The 18,035-nt window shown below is 47.3% G+C and carries 18 protein-coding genes; 8 read left to right on the forward strand and 10 right to left on the reverse strand.

Features of this window, described 5'->3' with window-relative positions:
• Positions 1–10: 10 nt before the first annotated feature.
• A complete protein-coding gene (locus I5M27_RS05615; RefSeq protein WP_200505198.1) occupies positions 11–394 on the reverse strand; it encodes a hypothetical protein in 384 nt (127 codons plus the stop codon).
• 296 nt (positions 395–690) lie between these two features.
• Here I5M27_RS05615 and I5M27_RS05620 point away from each other — a divergent pair, with 296 nt between their 5' ends.
• Positions 691–1,026, forward strand: a complete 336-nt coding sequence (locus I5M27_RS05620; RefSeq protein WP_200505199.1) for a hypothetical protein — start codon at positions 691–693, stop codon at positions 1,024–1,026.
• Between the two features lie 54 nt (positions 1,027–1,080).
• Here I5M27_RS05620 and I5M27_RS05625 read toward each other — a convergent pair whose 3' ends face one another.
• Both I5M27_RS05625 and I5M27_RS05630 read right to left on the reverse strand, forming a co-directional pair.
• Positions 1,081–1,452: a hypothetical protein gene (locus tag I5M27_RS05625; RefSeq protein WP_200505200.1), complete on the reverse strand. Its 372-nt coding sequence runs from the start codon at positions 1,450–1,452 to the stop codon at positions 1,081–1,083.
• Between the two features lie 330 nt (positions 1,453–1,782).
• Positions 1,783–2,148, reverse strand: a complete 366-nt coding sequence (locus tag I5M27_RS05630; RefSeq protein WP_200505201.1) for a hypothetical protein — start codon at positions 2,146–2,148, stop codon at positions 1,783–1,785.
• A gap of 494 nt (positions 2,149–2,642) precedes the next feature.
• Between I5M27_RS05630 and I5M27_RS05635 the strand changes: the two genes are divergently transcribed.
• A complete protein-coding gene (locus I5M27_RS05635) occupies positions 2,643–3,662 on the forward strand; it encodes an SDR family NAD(P)-dependent oxidoreductase (protein ID WP_234462410.1) in 1,020 nt (339 codons plus the stop codon).
• A gap of 109 nt (positions 3,663–3,771) precedes the next feature.
• Here the strand turns inward: I5M27_RS05635 and I5M27_RS05640 are convergent, their stop codons facing one another.
• The 3 genes from I5M27_RS05640 to I5M27_RS05650 all read right to left on the reverse strand — a co-directional run bounded on the left by I5M27_RS05640 (position 3,772) and on the right by I5M27_RS05650 (position 9,053).
• Complete coding sequence (locus I5M27_RS05640) at positions 3,772–4,497, reverse strand: energy transducer TonB (RefSeq protein ID WP_200505203.1); 726 nt, start codon at positions 4,495–4,497, stop codon at positions 3,772–3,774.
• A 100-nt stretch (positions 4,498–4,597) separates the two neighbouring features.
• On the reverse strand, positions 4,598–7,132 hold the full coding sequence (gene hrpB, locus I5M27_RS05645; protein WP_200505204.1) for an ATP-dependent helicase HrpB: 2,535 nt from the start codon (positions 7,130–7,132) through the stop codon (positions 4,598–4,600).
• A gap of 463 nt (positions 7,133–7,595) precedes the next feature.
• Positions 7,596–9,053, reverse strand: coding sequence for an aminoacyl-histidine dipeptidase (locus tag I5M27_RS05650; protein WP_200505205.1), 1,458 nt, complete (start codon positions 9,051–9,053; stop codon positions 7,596–7,598).
• A 1,107-nt stretch (positions 9,054–10,160) separates the two neighbouring features.
• Here I5M27_RS05650 and I5M27_RS05655 point away from each other — a divergent pair.
• Together I5M27_RS05655 and arsC are read left to right on the forward strand one after the other, a co-directional pair.
• Entirely contained in the window at positions 10,161–11,063 is a 903-nt protein-coding gene (locus I5M27_RS05655; protein ID WP_200505206.1) for a hypothetical protein, read from the forward strand.
• Between the two features lie 24 nt (positions 11,064–11,087).
• Complete coding sequence (gene arsC, locus I5M27_RS05660) at positions 11,088–11,429, forward strand: arsenate reductase (glutaredoxin) (protein ID WP_200505207.1); 342 nt, start codon at positions 11,088–11,090, stop codon at positions 11,427–11,429.
• Here the strand turns inward: arsC and I5M27_RS05665 are convergent.
• The 4 genes from I5M27_RS05665 to I5M27_RS05680 form a co-directional block, all read right to left on the reverse strand.
• Positions 11,389–11,604, reverse strand: coding sequence for a hypothetical protein (locus I5M27_RS05665; RefSeq protein WP_200505208.1), 216 nt, complete (start codon positions 11,602–11,604; stop codon positions 11,389–11,391). The genes arsC and I5M27_RS05665 overlap by 41 nt on opposite strands.
• A gap of 313 nt (positions 11,605–11,917) precedes the next feature.
• The gene (locus I5M27_RS05670; protein ID WP_200505209.1) at positions 11,918–12,979 is read right to left on the reverse strand and encodes a ferredoxin--NADP reductase; all 1,062 of its coding nucleotides are present in this window, start codon (positions 12,977–12,979) and stop codon (positions 11,918–11,920) included.
• 42 nt (positions 12,980–13,021) lie between these two features.
• The gene (locus I5M27_RS05675; protein WP_200505210.1) at positions 13,022–13,459 is read right to left on the reverse strand and encodes an SRPBCC family protein; all 438 of its coding nucleotides are present in this window, start codon (positions 13,457–13,459) and stop codon (positions 13,022–13,024) included.
• 134 nt (positions 13,460–13,593) lie between these two features.
• A complete protein-coding gene (locus I5M27_RS05680; protein ID WP_200505211.1) occupies positions 13,594–13,959 on the reverse strand; it encodes a winged helix-turn-helix transcriptional regulator in 366 nt (121 codons plus the stop codon).
• A gap of 115 nt (positions 13,960–14,074) precedes the next feature.
• On the opposite strand from I5M27_RS05680, the gene I5M27_RS05685 reads away from it, so the two are divergent.
• The 4 genes from I5M27_RS05685 (at position 14,075) to I5M27_RS05700 (ending at position 17,950) form a co-directional block, all read left to right on the forward strand.
• Complete coding sequence (locus I5M27_RS05685) at positions 14,075–14,707, forward strand: nitroreductase family protein (RefSeq protein WP_200505212.1); 633 nt, start codon at positions 14,075–14,077, stop codon at positions 14,705–14,707.
• A gap of 153 nt (positions 14,708–14,860) precedes the next feature.
• Complete coding sequence (locus I5M27_RS05690) at positions 14,861–15,808, forward strand: aldo/keto reductase (protein WP_200505213.1); 948 nt, start codon at positions 14,861–14,863, stop codon at positions 15,806–15,808.
• Positions 15,809–15,902: 94 nt separating this feature from the next.
• Positions 15,903–16,757, forward strand: a complete 855-nt coding sequence (locus tag I5M27_RS05695) for a pirin family protein (RefSeq protein WP_200505214.1) — start codon at positions 15,903–15,905, stop codon at positions 16,755–16,757.
• Positions 16,758–16,942: 185 nt separating this feature from the next.
• Positions 16,943–17,950, forward strand: a complete 1,008-nt coding sequence (locus I5M27_RS05700) for an LLM class flavin-dependent oxidoreductase (protein WP_234462411.1) — start codon at positions 16,943–16,945, stop codon at positions 17,948–17,950.
• The last annotated feature ends 85 nt before the right edge of the window (positions 17,951–18,035 follow it).

An 18,035-nucleotide genomic window follows, 5' to 3' on the forward strand; every position in this document is an offset into this window, starting at 1 on the left:
AAAGGAAGGTTTACTCTTTCGTTTGGGCTACCGTATTATTTTTCATAGTCAGTCCGGCATACGTATAAGGTTGTTCTTTACGGTATTCTACGAAAGCACTGTATTGTTTGGTATTCAGGGTGTTGAAGATGCTGGCCGCATACTGCTCTTCTATCTGATCGAGCCGTAGATCGAGGTAGCGGTTATCTTGTTCCCGAAGTTGAGCCAAAGCAGCAATTTTTTCCAGACGTTCCAGGTTCAGTTTTTTGATCTTCAGATATTCGCCTTCGTTCAGATTCATCCGGCCGGCCATTTCCCGGGTTTCTTTCTCAGCCTGGCTTTGCAAGTCTTGGGCAGCAAGAGGAGTAACACTAATAAGGGCAAAACCGAGTAATAAAGTAAGCATTGTTTTCATGGCAGGCTATTTTTAAAGGTTAAATCTGAACGTTTGAATTGCTGTTTTTTACGCCTTGATTTGGGTCTTGTTCCTTTAAATGCGGCCTTTTAGGACTATTTTGGCGGGTTTTGAAGGTGTTGTTGGCAGAGTGCTATGCATAGATAATTTTAGTGCAATTCAGCAATTGCCCGTTTCTGAATTGGCGCAGGAAATGTTTAAACCCAAGTGATAAAATCAGCCTGAAACATTACCTGGCTAAAGAACGGGCACCTGACAAATGCGTATAAAGAGTTTTACTTTAAAAATAAAACCGTATGAAAAACGAGGAAAAAAATCCTGAACACGAAAGCCGCAGAAATAAATCTGAAACTGAATATAAACGCGATCAGGCCAATGGAAATATTGGTCATCCGGGTTCAAAACGCAATATTGGTCTGGGGGGAGAAATGCAGCGGGCCGATCAGAAAGATGAACTCGAAAACCTGCATATCTCCGGAAACGAAGTAAGTGGTTATGGCGCTACCAATCATACCGATGCCGGCGAAAATGCGGCTGGCCCTGGTTTTGAAGCTGAAGGAAGTGAATACAGCAATGACAATCCGGTAAAAGATGACGATGATATCATTGATAAATCAAATGAATGCCAATAAAAAAAGCCCCGTGGAGTCGGGGCTTTTTTTTATTCTAAGGCAGCAGGAAGAGTGCTACTTTAATGCTTCAGCCGAGAAGGCAGTGTAATTACTCTTGTTTTCTTTGTAGGCAGCGTAAGCTTCCATTTGTTTGGAATTCAGGATGGAACGTAACTGGTTTTCATAATCCGCCTGCAATTCGGTGATTTTCATTTCCCGCACGGTGGCATTATTGGAATACATGGAGTTAATTTCCGCAGCCTTGGCCATGTGGTCGTAGTTGACCATTCTTAATTTGATGTAATCCATTTCATTCAAACCCAATTGGGCCGACATGCTGCGGGTTACCGTGGTAACGCGGGCATCCAGGTTTCCGCCAGGCTGGGCGAAACAGATACCGGTTGAGCACAAAAATGTAAATGCCAGGAAGATTGGTAGATTTTTCATAATAGGAAGTTTTAAGGTGTAAAGGTCAGATTGAGGTTAAAATAACAATTTTGATATATAATTGCATTTGTCAGTCTTAACGGCACACGCGAAAAGAAGTTTCATATTTTGAAAAATAGTAATAAAAAAAGTTTTATTTGGAATTATTATAAGAAAGACAGGCGTTTAAATTAAAAATTTCACACAAAAATTCAAAATATACTATTTATAATATTAGGAATTGAAATTGTATTATGGAAATTTTATCTGCAGAATTGCCGCTAGAATTTTATTTATTACTTTTCGCAGAAAAAGCCTACTGTAAGCTTTAAATGGGAAGAAAAGGTTTTTTTATTCGCTAACAGCAATAATGTTCAGGTTCGTTTTATAGCTGTTATACAGCGTGGCATAGGTTTCAAATTGTTTAGCGGTTAAAAGATTCTGGATCCGGTGGGTGTAAGCAGATTCTTCTTCCATGATCTTTTTGGTCATCATGTCGCGGTCGTTGCTGTACATATCCAGGATCTGAGCCACGCGAACAAGTTTTTCGGCAGTATACTTTTTCACCTGAATGTATTCCATTTCATTCAGTTCAACCTGGTTAGCCATGCGGCGGGCAATATCGGAGGCCTGGCTGTTTATATCATTAATATTGTTAGAAGCGCTGGCAGTTAAAACGGCAAAAGCAAAGAAGGCGGAAGTAATAAATTTTTTCATATTAGCGGTTTTTAAGGATGCTGTAAGGTTGATTAGGAATGCTTTTTTAAGTAGTATTTCTGTTTTGTAGCTTTAACGGGCTTATATGGCCTCCAGTTGTTGAAAATGCGATTAAAAATATGATTATTTTGTTTTTGCTCTTGCATTAAAGCAGGTTAACTTTATGAGGCATCCTAAATTAAAGCTCATGCTGGAAATATGCCGGGCATTTTTAATATAGATTTTGTACTATTTAATCCAAAAAGGCTAAAGCTTGATTTTTATTTCCGTTTACTTTTAATTTCATGTTCCGCTGTGCCGCTTCCTTATTTCTATATGGCTTAAAAAAACCTCGGTATAAACCGAAACGGCAGCAATAAACAGTTTTATGGGTAAAAACGATAGCGTTTTAGTTTTGTAGCAAATCTTGGTGATAAAGAACCGGCTGAAATCCTGAAGGAGGCGGTTTTCGTAAAGGGTATTCCGTAATGCTGCGGACTTTAAGCTTAACTTCTATGAACAAGCAATACCGTTCTCTCTTCTGGCTGGGTGCCGGTGCCGGCGCTTTATTGGCGCTTCGGGCTGTAACCAAAAAAATAAATGCTTATTCCTTTCAGGGCAAAGTAGTGATTATTACCGGCGGTTCGCGCGGTATTGGATTAGCCATAGCCCGGATCTTAGCCGAAGAAGGTGCCCGGCTGGCCATTTGTGCCCGTACTGCCCATCAGCTTAAAACCGCCAGCGAAGCATTAACCGACCTGGGCGCCGAAGTACTGGCTGTTCCCTGCGATCTGACGGACAGAAAGCAAGCCGAAGCCTTTATACAGCGGGTTAAAACGCATTACGGCCAGGTAGATGTACTCATAAACAATGCCGGTATTATCCAGGCCGGACCTTTGGAAGCCATGGCATTGCCAGATTTTGAGAACGCCATGAGCACCCATTTCTGGGCGCCTTTATATACCATGCTCAGCGTAATTCCGGAAATGAAAGCCCGGGGTACCGGCCGGATCGTGAATATTGCTTCGGTGGGGGGGAAAGTGAGTGTGCCCCATATTGTGCCTTACAGCGCCAGTAAATTTGCGTTGGTAGGTTTATCCCGCGGTTTCCGGCACGAATTAAAGAAAGATGGCATAAAAGTTACCACTATCAATCCCGGTTTAACCCGTTCGGGAAGCAACGTAAATATTCTGGTGAAAGGGCAGGCCGAAAAGGAATATGCCTGGTTCACGACCATGGGCAGCAGTTTACTTACTTCTTCCAGTGTAGAAAATACTGCCCGCCAGATCGTGGAAGCCTGCCGCTACGGCGAAGCCGAAATAGTAACCAATTTACCGGCCCGTTTGCTGATCCTGGCTAACGACCTTTTCCCGGAGCTAACTTCCGATATTCTAAGTCTTTCCAGCCAATATATTTTACCCGATCCTTCCGATAATAAATCCGAAAAAACCGGCCTGGAAAGCGATTCTAAATTGGTGCCGGAGCATTTACGGAAACGATCCTTTAAAGCAGCTCTTGAGAATAACGAATTCTAAACCAGACTTTTTAAGCCTGAAACCCTACCATTTTTACAGATCAAAGCCCGGCTCAGCAAACCGGGCTTTTTTATGATGCCATTGTAATTGGGCCCGATAATAAAACTGCTTAATTGAAACGAATAGGCAAAGTGAATAATACTTTAACCGGAATGCCTTCCTGTTTGCCGGGTTGCCAGCGGGGCATTTTATAGATCATTTTCAGCATTTCCTTTTCAAGTTTCTTGTTAACGCTTTTGGCAATTTTAGCATTAGTAACGGTGCCATCTTTTTCTACGGCAAAAGTGATGATCGTGCGGCCATAAGTACGTTTCATTAACAGCGCATCCTTTTTTGCCAGTTTTTTTAAGTTGGTTTTCAGGTAGCTGTAAAACTCCCGGTTTCCGCCCGGAAAAACGGGTGGGGTTTCGAAAGCATAAAAAGCGGTGTCTTTCCCGGTTCTGGTGTAGCATTTGCCATCGACCAGTTTTCCTTTTTTATACAGTTCCTCTCTGCGAAGCCGGCCGTTCGAGAAATACGTTCTGAAAGCGCCGTTCAATTTACCGGCTTTATAATTAGCTTCCAGCCGGCGCTTACCGGTAGCTTCATACCATTCTTTCCAGGGGCCGTTGCGGGTGTGGTTTTCAGGGGTTACAGATTCTTCTGAAACAAGGCGGCCGTTTTGCAGAAATATTTGTTTAAGTACCTGGTTTTGATTTATAGGTTTGGTTACCAGATAATACCGGGCGCTTACAGAATCTGCCGTGGGATTAAGCTTTTTATCGAAATACGTGCGTTTTTGAGCGTGGGCGGTGAAAAGAAAAAAGGAAAGTATAAAAAGCAGGAAGAATTTCATTGCGCTGTAAAAGCCTTCTCTACTCGCATAAACTATGCCGTTTTTGCTTTTTTAAAATTCATAAAACGCTATGTTTTAACCCTTAAAAAGTATGATGCCGTTATTTGGGTTTTCGTTTTACGCCCCGTACCGGGTCGGCTTTCAGCGGATCTTCGGGCCAGTGGTGTTTGGGGTAGCGGCCGCGCAGGTCTTTGCGCACTTCAAAATAGCCGCTGTTCCAGAAGCTGCGCAGATCTTTGGTAACCTGCACGGGCCGGTGCGCCGGCGAAAGCAGATGCATGAGCAAAGGCACTTTGCCGCCGCCAATTTTCGGGGTTTCCAGCATCCCGAAAACTTCCTGTAACCTTACGGCTAAAACCGGTGCCTCTGGTTTGGTGTAATCCAGCGGGATGTTGGAACCGGTCGGGACTTCCAGGTGCGTAGGCGCAAGGCGATCCATTTCGGTTCGTCTTTCCCAGCTAAGCTCAGTTAGTAACAATTCATTAAAATCAAGCCGGGAAACATCGTTCCAGCTGCGCAAGCCGGTTAAATGCGGTAATAGCCAGTTTTCCAGTTCGGAAGTTAAAAATGCCTCTGAAAGATCGGGCCAGTTTTCCGGATCGAGGTGGTGCAGGAAGGCTAAACGCTGGCGGGTTTTAATTGCTTTTTCGCTCCAGGGTAAGCGCGCAAGGCCTTTTTCCCGGATTACTCCCAGCAACACTTCCGCCATTTTATCGGGATCGGGCTTTGATAAAGTATTTTCTTCCAGAATCAGGGCACCGAGCCTGGTAATTTGCCGGGCTACGATCCGTTCCGCATTTGCTTCCCACTTTATTTCCTGGATCTTTTCGGTCTGGGCAGCAAAATGCTGCAGCAATTCGGTTTTGCTTAAAGGCGCCGCCAGCAAAACGCGGGGTTGTTGACCGGTCTCCAGGTGCGCGATTCCGTAAAATTCAGCTTCGGAAAAAAGTTCGGTGGCCAGGCGCGCTTTCTGGCCGGTAGCCAACCGCACCAGGCCCGAATGTTCGCGCTGGGCTATGCGCTCCGGATAAGCCAGGGCCGTGAGCAACCCGGCGGCATCGGGATCTAGGGTGTTTTGTTTTTCACCGAGGCGCTGTTTTAGCTGGCCGGCCTGATCTTTAATTCTCCGTAGGGCGTTTTCATCCGTTTGAAAACCAGGCGTGTGGGGCCTTTTACCGGATAGAATTTCCAGACGCAGATGCAGGTCCGGGTTTGGTTCGGAACGCTCCGCGGAAACAGATTTCAGGATGTCGCGTTCGGCCAGCAGCGAAGCCAAAGCGCAGGCGGTAGCTCCCAGGTTTTGTTCGTGCCCGCGCATCACCAAATGCCCCAGCCGCGGATTCAGTCCTAACCTGGCCAGCGCGCGTCCGTGTGCAGTTGGCTGGTTGTTTTCTGAAATTGCCTCGAGGCGGAATAGCAGGTCGCGGGCCTGAGCCAGGGCGGCAGCGGGGGGCACGTCGAGCCATTTCAGGTCCATGATGTTTTTTACGCCCCAAACTGCCAGTTCTAAAGCCACATTACTCAGATCAGCTTCACAAATTTCTGGCGAAAGCTGGGTTGGTAATTGTAACTGATCGGCGGCGGACCACAAGCGGTAACAAATTCCGGGTCCTAAACGACCGGCGCGTCCTCTTCGCTGATCGGCGGCGGCTTGCGAAACCGGCACCGTTACGAGCGTGGTAAGACCGGTGCGGGGCATGAATTTCGGAACGCGGGCGAAACCACCGTCTATAACCATGCGCACGCCCTCTAAAGTCAAACTGGTTTCAGCAATGCTGGTGGCCAGTACTACTTTTCTTCTGCCGGCGGGCGCGGGTTTAATAGCGGCTTGTTGCTGTTGCAAAGTCAGTTCGCCATGGAGTAAATGCAAATCGGTGTTTTCCGGCAGGCTGTTTTGCAGCATTTCGGAAACGCGCCGCATTTCGCCCAGGCCCGGCAGGAAAACCAGGATATCGCCTTCCGGATGTTCTTTTAAAGCTTTGCGGATGGCTTTAGGCACCAGCTCGGTTAAGCGTTTGGCAGGCTGATTTCCGGCGGCAGCCACTTCGGCAGGAAGCAGATAATGCGTTTCGATGGGGAATTGCCGGCCTGCGCTGGTAATTACCGGCGCTTCGAGCCAATCGCCGATGAAAGCGGCATCCAAAGTGGCACTCATTAAAACTAACCGGAGATCCGGGCGCAGCACATTTTGCGCATCAAGGGCCAGAGCCAAACTCAGATCGGCCTGCAAACTACGTTCGTGAAATTCATCGAAAAGGATAGCCGAAACGTTTTCCAGCGTTGGGTCATCCTGCAACATGCGCGTTAAAATGCCCTCGGTAACCACTTCGATCTTCGTTTCCGCCGATACGGCTTTTTCCATGCGCACGCGGTAACCCACGGTTTGGCCGGGTTTTTCAGAAAGCAGGTCGGCCATGCGTTGGGCGGCGGCTTTGGCGGCTAATCTTCGCGGTTCGAGCATGATGATCTTGCCCTTGCCCAGCCAGTTACTTTGCAGCAGCGCCAGTGGCACAAGCGTGGTTTTACCGGCGCCGGGCGGCGCTTCCAGAACCAGGCGCGGATTGTTTTCCAGGCTTTTGAGTAGTTCAGGCAATACCGTTTTTACCGGCAGATCAGGCAACTTGTCGAGAATCATGAGGCAAAGATAAGCAGGTGGGATTGGGGATTTGAGTTTTTAGGGGGAAAAGCATAGCGTTTTTGAGAAGAAATTATGGACTTGCTTCGCTACGAGCGGCTTTTTATGCTTCAGAAGACTATTGAATTACATTGCTGAAACGTCAACCACCCCCACCCCCTCCTGTCCAGGCGGGGAGCAGATTCCTAGCCAGATTATAGTTTAATAGAAACTCTATGAGCTGTTTTCTCATAATTCACCAATTGATAAACGCAATAGAAAAGCATCAAGAATTCAAAGAAGCAGTAAAAAAAGCTCCTTCCTTAACAAGAAGTGGCGGAGGGTGGTTGACTTCAGGAAAGTAATCTCTACTTGCCATGCTATCGGTTACCAGAAACACCAAGCCCGTTTCCAAAATAAAAAAAAGCCACAACCAACAGGCTGCGGCTTTTGAAAAACGGTATCGTTTCCGGCTTAAAAAGTCTTAAGCCGGAATGCGTTTGAGGGTTTCCAGCAGGAAGTTCCAGTATTTCTGTACCGAGCTGATCTGCACTTTTTCGTCGGGTGAGTGTGCGCCCGTAATGTTGGGGCCGAAGGAGATCATTTCCATTTCCGGGTAATTGCCGCCCACAATGCCACATTCCAGACCAGCGTGGCAAGCGTTTACGTGCGGCTCTTCTTTATACATTTCGCGGTACAGGTCAGCCATCAGTTTTACAATGGAAGAACCCGGGCGCGGCGTCCAGCCGGGGTAAGCGCCTTTGAAATCTACCTTCGCGCCGGCCAGTTCGAAAGTACTTTGAATGGCCTGGGCCAGGTCCATTTTTTCGGAATCTACGGAGCTGCGGGTGAGGCATTGCAGGGAATACGTGCCGTCTTTCACCAGCACGCGCGCCAGGTTGTTGGAAGTTTGCACCAGACCGGCAATATCCGGGCTCATGCGGTAAATCCCGTTCGGGCAGGCATAAATGGCGCGTACCAGTTTTTGCTGCAGTTCTTTGCTTAAAACCTGCGCCGGAGTTTCAGTGTATTCCAGAACCAGTTCGAATTTTGGATCGGTAGTGGCGTGTTCGCTTTTCAGGATTTCGCGTTGCGCTTCGATGAAGGTTTTGAAAGCAGCTTCCTGATCTTCCGGAACGGCAACCATAGCAAAAGATTCGCGCGGAATGGCGTTGCGCAAACTACCGCCGTCAATAGAGCCGATCTGCAAACCAAACTGCGAAGTTGCCAAGAATAAAACGCGGTTCATAATCTTGTTGGCGTTGCCGCGGCCCAGGTGAATATCCATGCCGGAGTGTCCGCCGGTCAGGCCTTTCACGCTGATCTTGTAGCCTTTGGCCTTACCGGAAACGGCTTCCGTTTGGTAAGAACCAATAGCGGTAATATCCACGCCGCCGGCGCAACCAATGGTCAGTTCACGGTCGTCTTCGGTATCAAGGTTCAGCATGATATCGGCTTTCAGCAAACCGCCTTTCAAACCCAGCGCGCCGGTCATGCCGGTTTCTTCGTCGATGGTGAAAAGCGCTTCGATGGCCGGATGCTCAATTTCTTTCGATTCCAGAATGGCCATGATACTGGCAACACCAATGCCGTTATCGGCACCCAGCGTGGTGCCTTTGGCCTTCACGAAATCGCCTTCCACGAACATATCGATGCCCTGGGTGTTGAAATCGAAATCGGTATCGGCGTTTTTCTGGTGCACCATATCGAGGTGGCTTTGCAGCAGCACGGTTTTGCGGTTTTCCATGCCCGGCGTGGCCGGCTTTTTAATGATCACGTTGCCGATCTCATCTTTGATCGTTTCCAGGCCAAGTTTCTTTCCGAAATCGAGGATGAACTGGATCACGCGTTCTTCTTTTTTAGAAGGGCGCGGCACGGCGTTCAGGTCGGCAAAATTACGCCACATTTCCTGCGGCTCCAGGTTTCTAACTTCTGTACTCATTGTTTTTATGCTTAAAATGCTAGCGTTTTTACTGCTGGAAGTATGGTTATTCAATTTCAGGTTAAAGGTAAGCAGGTTGATAGATTTATAGAAGTTCCGGGGGAAATAAGTGACAGAAATTGCTGAAAAGAATTTATAAGCAGTTTTATTGTTTGGAAACCTACCGTTTTTGCAATTATCCCGAGCGAAGTAGACGGAACTTATAAGGCTGCGTTCCCGAGTTTTTATGCCTGAAACGATACCGTTTTTCATAGCTGGCTTTGCTCCTTTTATTAAAGGCTAAAGCTGTTTTATAGCTTACTTCTGTGTTCTTTTTGTCCCCGAAAGGGTTCAGGACGTGCCGTTTGATACAAAAAAAAAACAACGGAAGTCAAGCGGCACGTCCAGAATCATTTCGGAAGCAAGCGCAAACTTCCCGCAAGCCTGCGGGACAGGCGCTGACCGCTCAAACAACGCTTTGACATTGGCCATTGTGATACATTTGCTACCCTGTAGAGAATTGACCAGTGCCTGGATAGTAAACGTCTCTGCTCTGGCAGGCGGCATAATTTGCTACCGTAAGCCAAATTATGCCGGTATTTCTTCGCTCTTCCTTGATCGTACTCCGCTATCGCGTTTGAGTGAAATCTCTTAAATATTCAATTCTGAAATTCTTTAATTGGCTACGCCGAACTTCATTTCTGAAAATTCTGATTCCGACAATAATCTGATCAATTCCTGAATCCGACAAATCCCAATTCAGACAAATTTCATAGCCGTCTACCTCAGCTGACAGATACTAAACGAGCAAGGAGGGGTTGAAGGATTGACCTGCTCCGGTGATTTCTAAATCTGAAGCAGAATAATTAAAGAGGAAAATCCTGCTAATCCCTAAAATCCTGAAAATCGTGTTCAGATTTCATCGCTGTCCGCTTTAGCTGACGGATTGCATGATCCAGGCTATTAAAGTAACCGGCGTGGAACGGCTTGGTACTTTTTCGGCCGCAAACCATAGCGTTTGGCTTTCCTAAGTTTGTTAGGTTTAGACTGAAAACCGCATTTCGAAATTAAACTTATCTTTGCTTTGGCGTAAGCGGTTTTTGGTTTGCGCTTTTTACCTGAAACGCTATGTACTTTCTGCCAAAATACCGCCGGGGAATCAAGAATAAATACCGCAAAGGCATGCCGGTTTTCGAAATGATCACCAAAGACCTCGGCTATGTTTTTACCGGATCGCTGAATTTTCTGAAAAACGGCTTTAAGGAAAAAACCATCGTTGCGTTTCCGCATTACCCGAGCCGGGGCGCTACGCTTTATAAAATTGCCAAACATCTGAACTACAACCTCACCAACCGGCTCGATGCAAATGCGGAGGCTACGGTTTTCTGGGAATATTTAACGTTCCGGCAGGAATTCGGGCCTTTGGATGAAAAGGCCGCTCAGGGATTGAAAGTGATTAACCTGAACAGTCGCGACATCAGCAAGTTGTACGTAGACGAGGCGTTTACCAGCGTTTTCGGTTACGGCACGCGCATCGATCCCACAACGTTCCAGGGTAAATATGTGCAGAAAAACGATACCAATGCGCTGCACGACGGAAAGGTTTTAACGCAGCCGCTGAAACAGGCCGAACCCGGATTTATTTACCAGATCCTGATCAATAACCAACACAACGACACGCAGGTAGAAGATATCCGGGTGCCCATTGTAAAGGAAGTGGTACCGTTCGTTTACCTGAAATACCGCGATATTAACGAACGCTTTAAGAATACGACCGTGAAAACGCTGGTGGTTCCGACCGAGAAAGTATTCAACCCCGAGGAAATTGCCAAGATCAATGCGTTTTGCCAGAAAGTGAACCTGGAATTTGGCGAGCTGGACGTTTTAAGAAACAAAGACGACGGTAAAATTTACATTGTAGACGTAAACAATACGCCGCAGGGCCCGCCGGCCAATACCAGCAAAGCCGATCAGGAATACGCCATTTCAGTGTTGGCCAAACAATTCAGTAAAGCGTTCCTGAAATCTTAATTTAACTCGTAGAGAATTAAAAATATGCTCAAGATCTACCATAATACCATGTGCAGCAAAAGCCGTTGCACGCTCGATCTTTTAAAAGAAAGCGGCCAGCCTTACGAACTGGTAGAATACCTGAAAAATGCGCCTTCGGAAACGGAACTGAAAGAAATTCTGCAGAAACTGCACCTGAAACCGGAACAATTACTGCGCAAAGGAGAGAAGTTATTCAAAGAAAAATTTGCCGGCCAAACTTATTCCGACGAAGAATGGATCAAGATTATGGCCCAAAATCCGGTGCTCATTGAACGCCCCATTGTGATAAACGGCGACAAAGCAGTTATCGGACGGCCACCTGAGCGTATCCTTTCGATACTGTAAGGGTCTTGGCTACCGGTTGTTCGGTAGAAAAGGAATTTCTGGCTTTGGGTTTGGTTATTTGCTGGTGTTGCACGAAGGCTACTACAGCGGCCAGGCAAAGCGCCACCACAAACATTAACAAATGGGAGGCCGGAGGTATTGGAAGAATCAGCTGGGGTTTAGAAGCGTTTAGCATAACGTTTTTTTTAGGGTTTACGGGAAGCAGGGGCTCCTGAGTTTCAGTTAGTATTCTAATTTAACCAAACTTTAACAAACCAATTGAGCCTCAGTTGTGAACAGCCCGGAATTCTACGTAAGCTGCTGTGCTTTGAGAGGGAAGGGTGCCGTTATTCTGGCGAAAGTTCAAAAAAAGCCGGCCTTTAAATTTTCAGGAGGAAGATTTTTAATTGCACTGTATTTGAAGCTTTATGAAAAAGGCGGGAAGTAAAGCCTGTTAATGACTTTTAAGGCCGAAAACGATACCGTTTTCAGAAAAAAGCTACAAGCTATTATATTTCCAAAGTTACATTGCCGCCCACAGGGTATGCCGTGCAGGTTAGGGTTAGTCCGGCGGCAGTTTCTTTTTCGGTTAGTACTTCGTTGTAGCTCATCCAGGTTTGGCCGGCGGTGCAGCGCGCAGCACAATTCCCGCATTTTCCGGCTTCGCAACTATAAGGAAGACTGAGGCCGGCTTTTTTTGCTGCCTGTAAAATGGTGTCCGGAAAGCGGCTTTCGAACCTGAATTCCTGGTTTTTGAATTTCAGCGTTACCAGGTGCGGATCGGTATCAGGCGGCTCTACTTTCATAGGTACTTTCCGGGTGCTGAAATTCTCTTTCCGGATATTTTCGAGGCGTACGCCGGCCACGTGCAAGCCGTACGTGCACATGCGCATGTAATTTTCGGGTCCGCAAACGTAAGCTAAAATTTCTGCGGGCGGCGCCACGGCCAACACTTTTACAAACGTTTGCAACAGCCCTTTATAAAGCCTGGCTTTAGCCAGATCGGCGGCATTGCTGAACAGGAATTCTACTTTAAACCGTTGCGGGAACTGATCGGCCAGCTGAACCAGTTCTTCCCGGAAAATGGCGTGATCGTGGGTTTTGTTGCTGTAAATTAACACCACCGGCAGTTTTGGGTACGCAAACAATACCGTTTTTATAAGCGAAAAAATGGGCGTGATGCCGCTGCCGGCCGCCAGGAAAAATAATTGTTTGTATTGGTCCAGGTTTTCGGGAAGGGTAAAAAAACCGGCCGCGCCGGTGGTTATTAATTGGTCGCCAACCCGGACTTGATCTATTAAATAGCGCGAAAATATGCCGTTTTCCATCCGCTTCACGCCAATAGCCAGCGGTTCGTTTAAAACAGAAGCCGAAATAATGGAATACGATCGCCGGACTTCCGGCTGGTGATGCGGTAAAAGAAAAGTTAGGTACTGACCCGCCTGGTATGCAATAGAACTGGCATCCGGACCTTCGAAGTAAAACGTTTTCACATCCGGCGCTTCGGTTTTTATGGCCGTAATGGTAAGCGTTTTAAACAGATCGTTGTTTTCCGGCGCGGAAGCATTCATGGATTCAGGTAGTTTGGGTTTCAGGCTTGCATACGCAGGTTTTTACTTTTGGCTTTCAGCAAAGGCCTTGAATTTATCGAGGTATTGCTGGCTTTGCTTTTTAAAAACGCCTGGCATAAGCCAACCCATCAGTTTCATGAAACCACTGAACTCGAATTCGGTATCGGAGATCCATTTGGTTTGATTTTCGGAAAGGGGAATGAACCGGTTGAACATCAGGTTATGAACTCCTTTGGCTTCGTAAATGCCATCAAAGGAATCGGGCAGGTTGTTTCTGGTGATCGTTTCGATCATTTCAATTTCCCGACTGCCCATTTTATACTTCAACCGCGATTTGGCACCTTCCTGACCGGGGGTGCCGCTGATATGCTCCATGCTCTGAAAACCGGGCTGCCAGTGTTTCATATTGGCTGGGTCTTCAAACAACGCTATTACGCGCGGGCGCGGCAGGTTTATAATAATTTCGTTCGTGTATTTCATGGGTTCTGGAGCGGGTCATTATTTATGCAGAAGTAAGAAATAAAAAACCGGCCGCATTACCAAATTATCCACTCTTTTGGCGGGAATTTGCATAGCGTTTGGCTGATTATTTTCCTGAAACTGACCGGCTCTTTTTAGGCTACCACGGGTTTTTCTTCGGGGTGCAGCATGCGTTCGCGGTGTTTCAGGCCCCAGTCGCGGAGCGCGTAAATTACCGGGTTCAGGCTGAGGCCGTATTCGGTAACGGCATATTCCACGCTTACCGGCGTAGTGTCATAGACGGTACGCTTTACCAAGCCGTTCACTTCCAGGTCTTTGAGTTCTTTCGAAAGCATTTTGGCCGTAATTCCCGGCACATCACGATGCAATTCTTTAAATCTACGTTTATGGATACATAAGGCGCTGATGATGGGAATTTTCCACTTGCCGCTGATCAGGTCGAGTGCGTCGCGGATGGGCAGAATATGGTTGATGCAAAGGTCGCTTTTGTGGTCTTTCATGGCGGTGGTTTCCTGAAGGTAACCGGTATACTTTGGTATAGTGGTTACTAATGTATACCAAATATAGGTAATTTTGCTTCGAAAAAAAACACTTTTAAAAACAAACACTCACGAAATGAATGTAATAGAAAGCCTGAACTGGCGCTACGCCTGCAAACGAATGACGGGTGCCAAAGTGCCACCGGAAAAAATAGATACTATTCTGGAAGCCATGCGCTTATCGGCTTCTTCTATGGGCCTGCAGCCCTATACTATCCTGGTAATCAGCAACGATAACCTGAAGCAGGAATTGTTTGAGAAAGCCATCAAACAACCGCAGATAAAAGAAGCGTCGCACGTGGTGATCTTTGCGGCCTGGGCTAAAATTTCGGAAGCGCAGATCTCGGAATACATCAACCACGTGGCCGAAGAACGCGGCGTAAACCCGGAAACGTTGGTGGATTTTAAAAGCAATATTGTGAACCTGGTAAAAAGCCGGTCCGACGAAGCAAACTTTAACTGGGCTGCGCGGCAGGCTTACATTGCCCTAGGTACCGGTTTGGTTGCCGCCGCCGCCGAAGCAGTAGATGCCACGCCCATGGAAGGCTTTAACCCTGCCGATGTGGATGCCGTTTTAGGGCTGGCGGAAATGAACCTGCGCACCGTAGTGGCCATGCCTTTAGGTTACCGCGACGAAGCCAACGATTTTCTGGCTAAGGTTAAAAAGGTGCGCCGCCAGAAAGAAAAACTGTTCATTCAATTGGATTAAAACGGTTAAGATCGGAAGAAAAGCCTTCTTTTGGAGGAAGGAAGGGGAGGCCCCGTATTGCTGATTATTAATGAACAGATAATGGGAATCTTCTCCCTAGCCCCTCCAGAGGAGGACTAAAAACGAACAATCGAACATTCTAAAATAAAAACTATGGAAAAAAGAAAACTAGGGAATTCCGGACTTGAGATTGCGCCTTTGGTTTTTGGCGGAAACGTTTTTGGCTGGACGATCGATGAAACCACCTCTTTCGAAATATTGGACGCTTTTACCCGGGCCGGTTTTAACTGCATCGATACGGCCGACGTTTATTCGAACTGGAAACCGGGAAATACTGGTGGCGAATCGGAAACCATTATTGGAAACTGGCTGAAGCAACGCGGCAACCGGGAACAAGTTATTATTGCCACCAAAGTGGGCGGCGATATGGGCCAGGGCAAAAACCTGAAAAAGGAATACATTGTGAAAGCCGCCGAAGATTCGCTGAAACGTTTGCAAACCGATTACATCGATCTCTACCAATCGCACTACGACGACCCGGCTACGCCATTGGATGAAACCCTGGAAGCGTACCAAACCCTCATTAACGCCGGGAAAGTGCGCGCCATCGGGGCTTCCAATTATAGTGCAGAACGCCTGGCCGAAGCCTTGAAAACCAGCGATGAAATGAATTTGCCGCGCTACCAGACCCTGCAACCCGAATACAATTTATACGCCCGCGAAGGCTTTGAAAAAGCCCTGGAACCGCTTTGCGTAAATAATAATATCGGGGTAATTCCTTATTATTCTCTGGCCAGCGGTTTCCTTACCGGTAAATACCGTTCCGAAGCCGATCTGGGTAAAAGTCAGCGGGGTGGCGGCATTCAGAAATACCTGAACGATCGCGGTTTCCGGATCCTGAACGCTTTAGACGAAGTTGCAGCGGAATTGAACGCTACACCGGCGCAGGTTGCGTTGAGCTGGCTCATGCACCGCCCCGGCATTACGGCCCCGATTGCCAGTGCTACCAGCCTGAACCAATTAAACGAACTGCTAAAAGCCGCGGAACTGAAACCTGGAAAAGACGCAATAGAAAAATTAAACCGGGCCAGTGCTTATTAATTTCCGGGGAAATAAAATCTGGCATCATTTTCCTGGGTTTTAGGGCCGGGAACCATAGCGTTTTTTTAGCGCAAACTTTCAACATTTTCAGGAAATGAAAAAAATTAAAAAGATTCATAAGGCCGTTTCTGCCCCTGTTGCCGATCTGACTACTTTTCGTGCCTTGCCCACCGGCTCGGTAAATCACCTAGATCCGTTTTTGTTTCTCAATCACCACGGTCCGCAACAATATGGTCCGGAGAACCGCGGCTTGCCTTTCGGGCCGCATCCGCACCGGGGTTTCGAAACGCTCACGTTTATTTTGCAGGGCGATATTGTACATCAGGATTCCGGCGGCGGAAAAGATACCATTCAGGCTGGCGGGGTGCAATGGATGACGGCCGGACGCGGCGTGATCCATACCGAAATTTCTTCGGAGGAATTCAAAGAAAAAGGGGGCATGGAAGAAGTGATCCAGCTCTGGCTCAACCTGCCAGCCAACCTGAAAATGACGCAGCCGGCCTATACCGGTTTGCAAAAAGATAAAATTCCGGCAGTTCCGGCTGATAATGGCAAGGTAATTATTCATCCGGTATCGGGAAACTGGGAAAACACGCAAGGCCCCATCCAATCGCTGACCGGAATAGAAATTGCGCGCCTTCAACTGAAAAAAGAGGCCCATTATACCCTGAGAATTCCGGCCGAGAGAAACATTTTATTTTATGTAGTAAACGGCGAAGTAAGGGTGAACGGCAGTTTGGCGGTTACCCATAACCTGGTAGAATTTAGCAATGCCGGCGAAGAGATCCTGATCGTTGCCATGCAGGATTCGGAACTGATCCTGGGTCACGGGCAGCCATATAACGAACCCATTGTAGCCCACGGACCTTTCGTAATGAACTCCGAAAAAGAAATTATGGAAGCCATGCGCGATTACCAGATGGGGAAAATGGGCATCTGGACGGAATAATTGCTGATTGTTGATTGCTGATTGTTTATTCATTCATGAGAATGAAAAGAATTGGTGATTTCGGGCGGCGCAATATATTTCCATTAACGATCAGCTTTGCATATTCTCAAATACTAAAAACACGCAACCAACAACCAACAACCAACAATCAACTATTAACATCAGCAATTAAAAAAATGTCCAGCATGAAACTCAGTGTATTAGACCAGTCGCCGGTGCGCAAAGGCGGCACGGCGCAGCAGGCTCTGAAGGAAACGACCGATCTGGCAAAATTCACAGAAAAACTGGGTTTTACGCGTTTTTGGGTTTCGGAGCATCATAATACGGCAAGTCTGGCGGGTTCTTCGCCCGAGGTGCTGATCGCGCATTTGGCAAACCAGACCACCCGCATAAAGTTGGGTTCCGGCGGAGTAATGTTGCCCAACCACAGCGCGCTGAAAGTGGCCGAAAATTTCCGGTTGCTCGAAACGCTTTTCCCGGGCCGCATTGATCTGGGTATGGGCCGCGCGCCGGGCACCGACCGGTACACCGCTTCGCTCCTGAACCCGAGCAATACCTTCAACGAAGATGATTTTACGCAGCAACTGGTAGATCTTACGCATTTCCTCAACGATGGCATTACCGGCCCCAACCAAACCAAAATTAAAGCCTCGCCGCTGGCTCAAACCGTTCCGGAGCTCTGGTTGCTCAGTTCCAGCGGACAAAGCGGCGTTTTTGCGGCGCATTTCGGCATGGGGTTTTCGTTTGCCCATTTCATAAACCCCAACAGCGGCGCGAAACTGATGAAACTATACAAAGAACATTTTCAACCTTCGGAACATTTAAAAGCGCCCAAAGCCAACGTTGCCATTTTTATTATGGTAGCCGATACCGAAGAAAAAGCGCAGCAGTTACAGGCCGTAATGGATGTGCAGATGCTGAAAATTGAAAAAGGGGTGCGCGAAGGAATTCTGCCTTACGAAGAAATAAAAGACCGGGAGTTTACCGAAGAAGAACAGGAACGCATTGATTACAACCGCAAACGCATGATCTCGGGCACGCCCGCAAAGGTAAAGCCGCGGCTCGAAAAGCTGGCCCAGGATTACGGCGTAGATGAAATTGTGGCCGTAACCATTACCCACGATTTTGCCGACCGCCTTCGTTCGTATGAATTGCTGGCCGAAATGTTTGAACTGCAGCCACTGGCCGTTTAAAACGGTAGCGTTTCAGGCATAAAAAGTAAGGGCGACCCTTGGGGTCGTCCTTTTACGTTATTGCCAAAATTCAGAAAAGAAAACG

The sequence above is a fragment of the Adhaeribacter terrigena genome, from assembly GCF_016623615.1.
In the GTDB taxonomy this organism is placed as follows: Bacteria; Bacteroidota; Bacteroidia; order Cytophagales; family Hymenobacteraceae; genus Adhaeribacter_A; species Adhaeribacter_A terrigena.

What these genes read in the sequence shown, in the direction of transcription:
- I5M27_RS05615 (WP_200505198.1), bottom strand. Translation starts at nt 394, where the DNA reads ATGAAAACAATGCTTACTTTATTACTCGGTTTTGCCCTTATTAGTGTT.
- I5M27_RS05620 (WP_200505199.1), top strand. Translation starts at nt 691, where the DNA reads ATGAAAAACGAGGAAAAAAATCCTGAACACGAAAGCCGCAGAAATAAA.
- I5M27_RS05625 (WP_200505200.1), bottom strand. Translation starts at nt 1,452, where the DNA reads ATGAAAAATCTACCAATCTTCCTGGCATTTACATTTTTGTGCTCAACC.
- I5M27_RS05630 (WP_200505201.1), bottom strand. Translation starts at nt 2,148, where the DNA reads ATGAAAAAATTTATTACTTCCGCCTTCTTTGCTTTTGCCGTTTTAACT.
- I5M27_RS05635 (WP_234462410.1), top strand. Translation starts at nt 2,643, where the DNA reads ATGAACAAGCAATACCGTTCTCTCTTCTGGCTGGGTGCCGGTGCCGGC.
- I5M27_RS05640 (WP_200505203.1), bottom strand. Translation starts at nt 4,497, where the DNA reads ATGAAATTCTTCCTGCTTTTTATACTTTCCTTTTTTCTTTTCACCGCC.
- hrpB (WP_200505204.1), bottom strand. Translation starts at nt 7,132, where the DNA reads ATGATTCTCGACAAGTTGCCTGATCTGCCGGTAAAAACGGTATTGCCT.
- I5M27_RS05650 (WP_200505205.1), bottom strand. Translation starts at nt 9,053, where the DNA reads ATGAGTACAGAAGTTAGAAACCTGGAGCCGCAGGAAATGTGGCGTAAT.
- I5M27_RS05655 (WP_200505206.1), top strand. Translation starts at nt 10,161, where the DNA reads ATGTACTTTCTGCCAAAATACCGCCGGGGAATCAAGAATAAATACCGC.
- arsC (WP_200505207.1), top strand. Translation starts at nt 11,088, where the DNA reads ATGCTCAAGATCTACCATAATACCATGTGCAGCAAAAGCCGTTGCACG.
- I5M27_RS05665 (WP_200505208.1), bottom strand. Translation starts at nt 11,604, where the DNA reads ATGCTAAACGCTTCTAAACCCCAGCTGATTCTTCCAATACCTCCGGCC.
- I5M27_RS05670 (WP_200505209.1), bottom strand. Translation starts at nt 12,979, where the DNA reads ATGAATGCTTCCGCGCCGGAAAACAACGATCTGTTTAAAACGCTTACC.
- I5M27_RS05675 (WP_200505210.1), bottom strand. Translation starts at nt 13,459, where the DNA reads ATGAAATACACGAACGAAATTATTATAAACCTGCCGCGCCCGCGCGTA.
- I5M27_RS05680 (WP_200505211.1), bottom strand. Translation starts at nt 13,959, where the DNA reads ATGAAAGACCACAAAAGCGACCTTTGCATCAACCATATTCTGCCCATC.
- I5M27_RS05685 (WP_200505212.1), top strand. Translation starts at nt 14,075, where the DNA reads ATGAATGTAATAGAAAGCCTGAACTGGCGCTACGCCTGCAAACGAATG.
- I5M27_RS05690 (WP_200505213.1), top strand. Translation starts at nt 14,861, where the DNA reads ATGGAAAAAAGAAAACTAGGGAATTCCGGACTTGAGATTGCGCCTTTG.
- I5M27_RS05695 (WP_200505214.1), top strand. Translation starts at nt 15,903, where the DNA reads ATGAAAAAAATTAAAAAGATTCATAAGGCCGTTTCTGCCCCTGTTGCC.
- I5M27_RS05700 (WP_234462411.1), top strand. Translation starts at nt 16,943, where the DNA reads ATGAAACTCAGTGTATTAGACCAGTCGCCGGTGCGCAAAGGCGGCACG.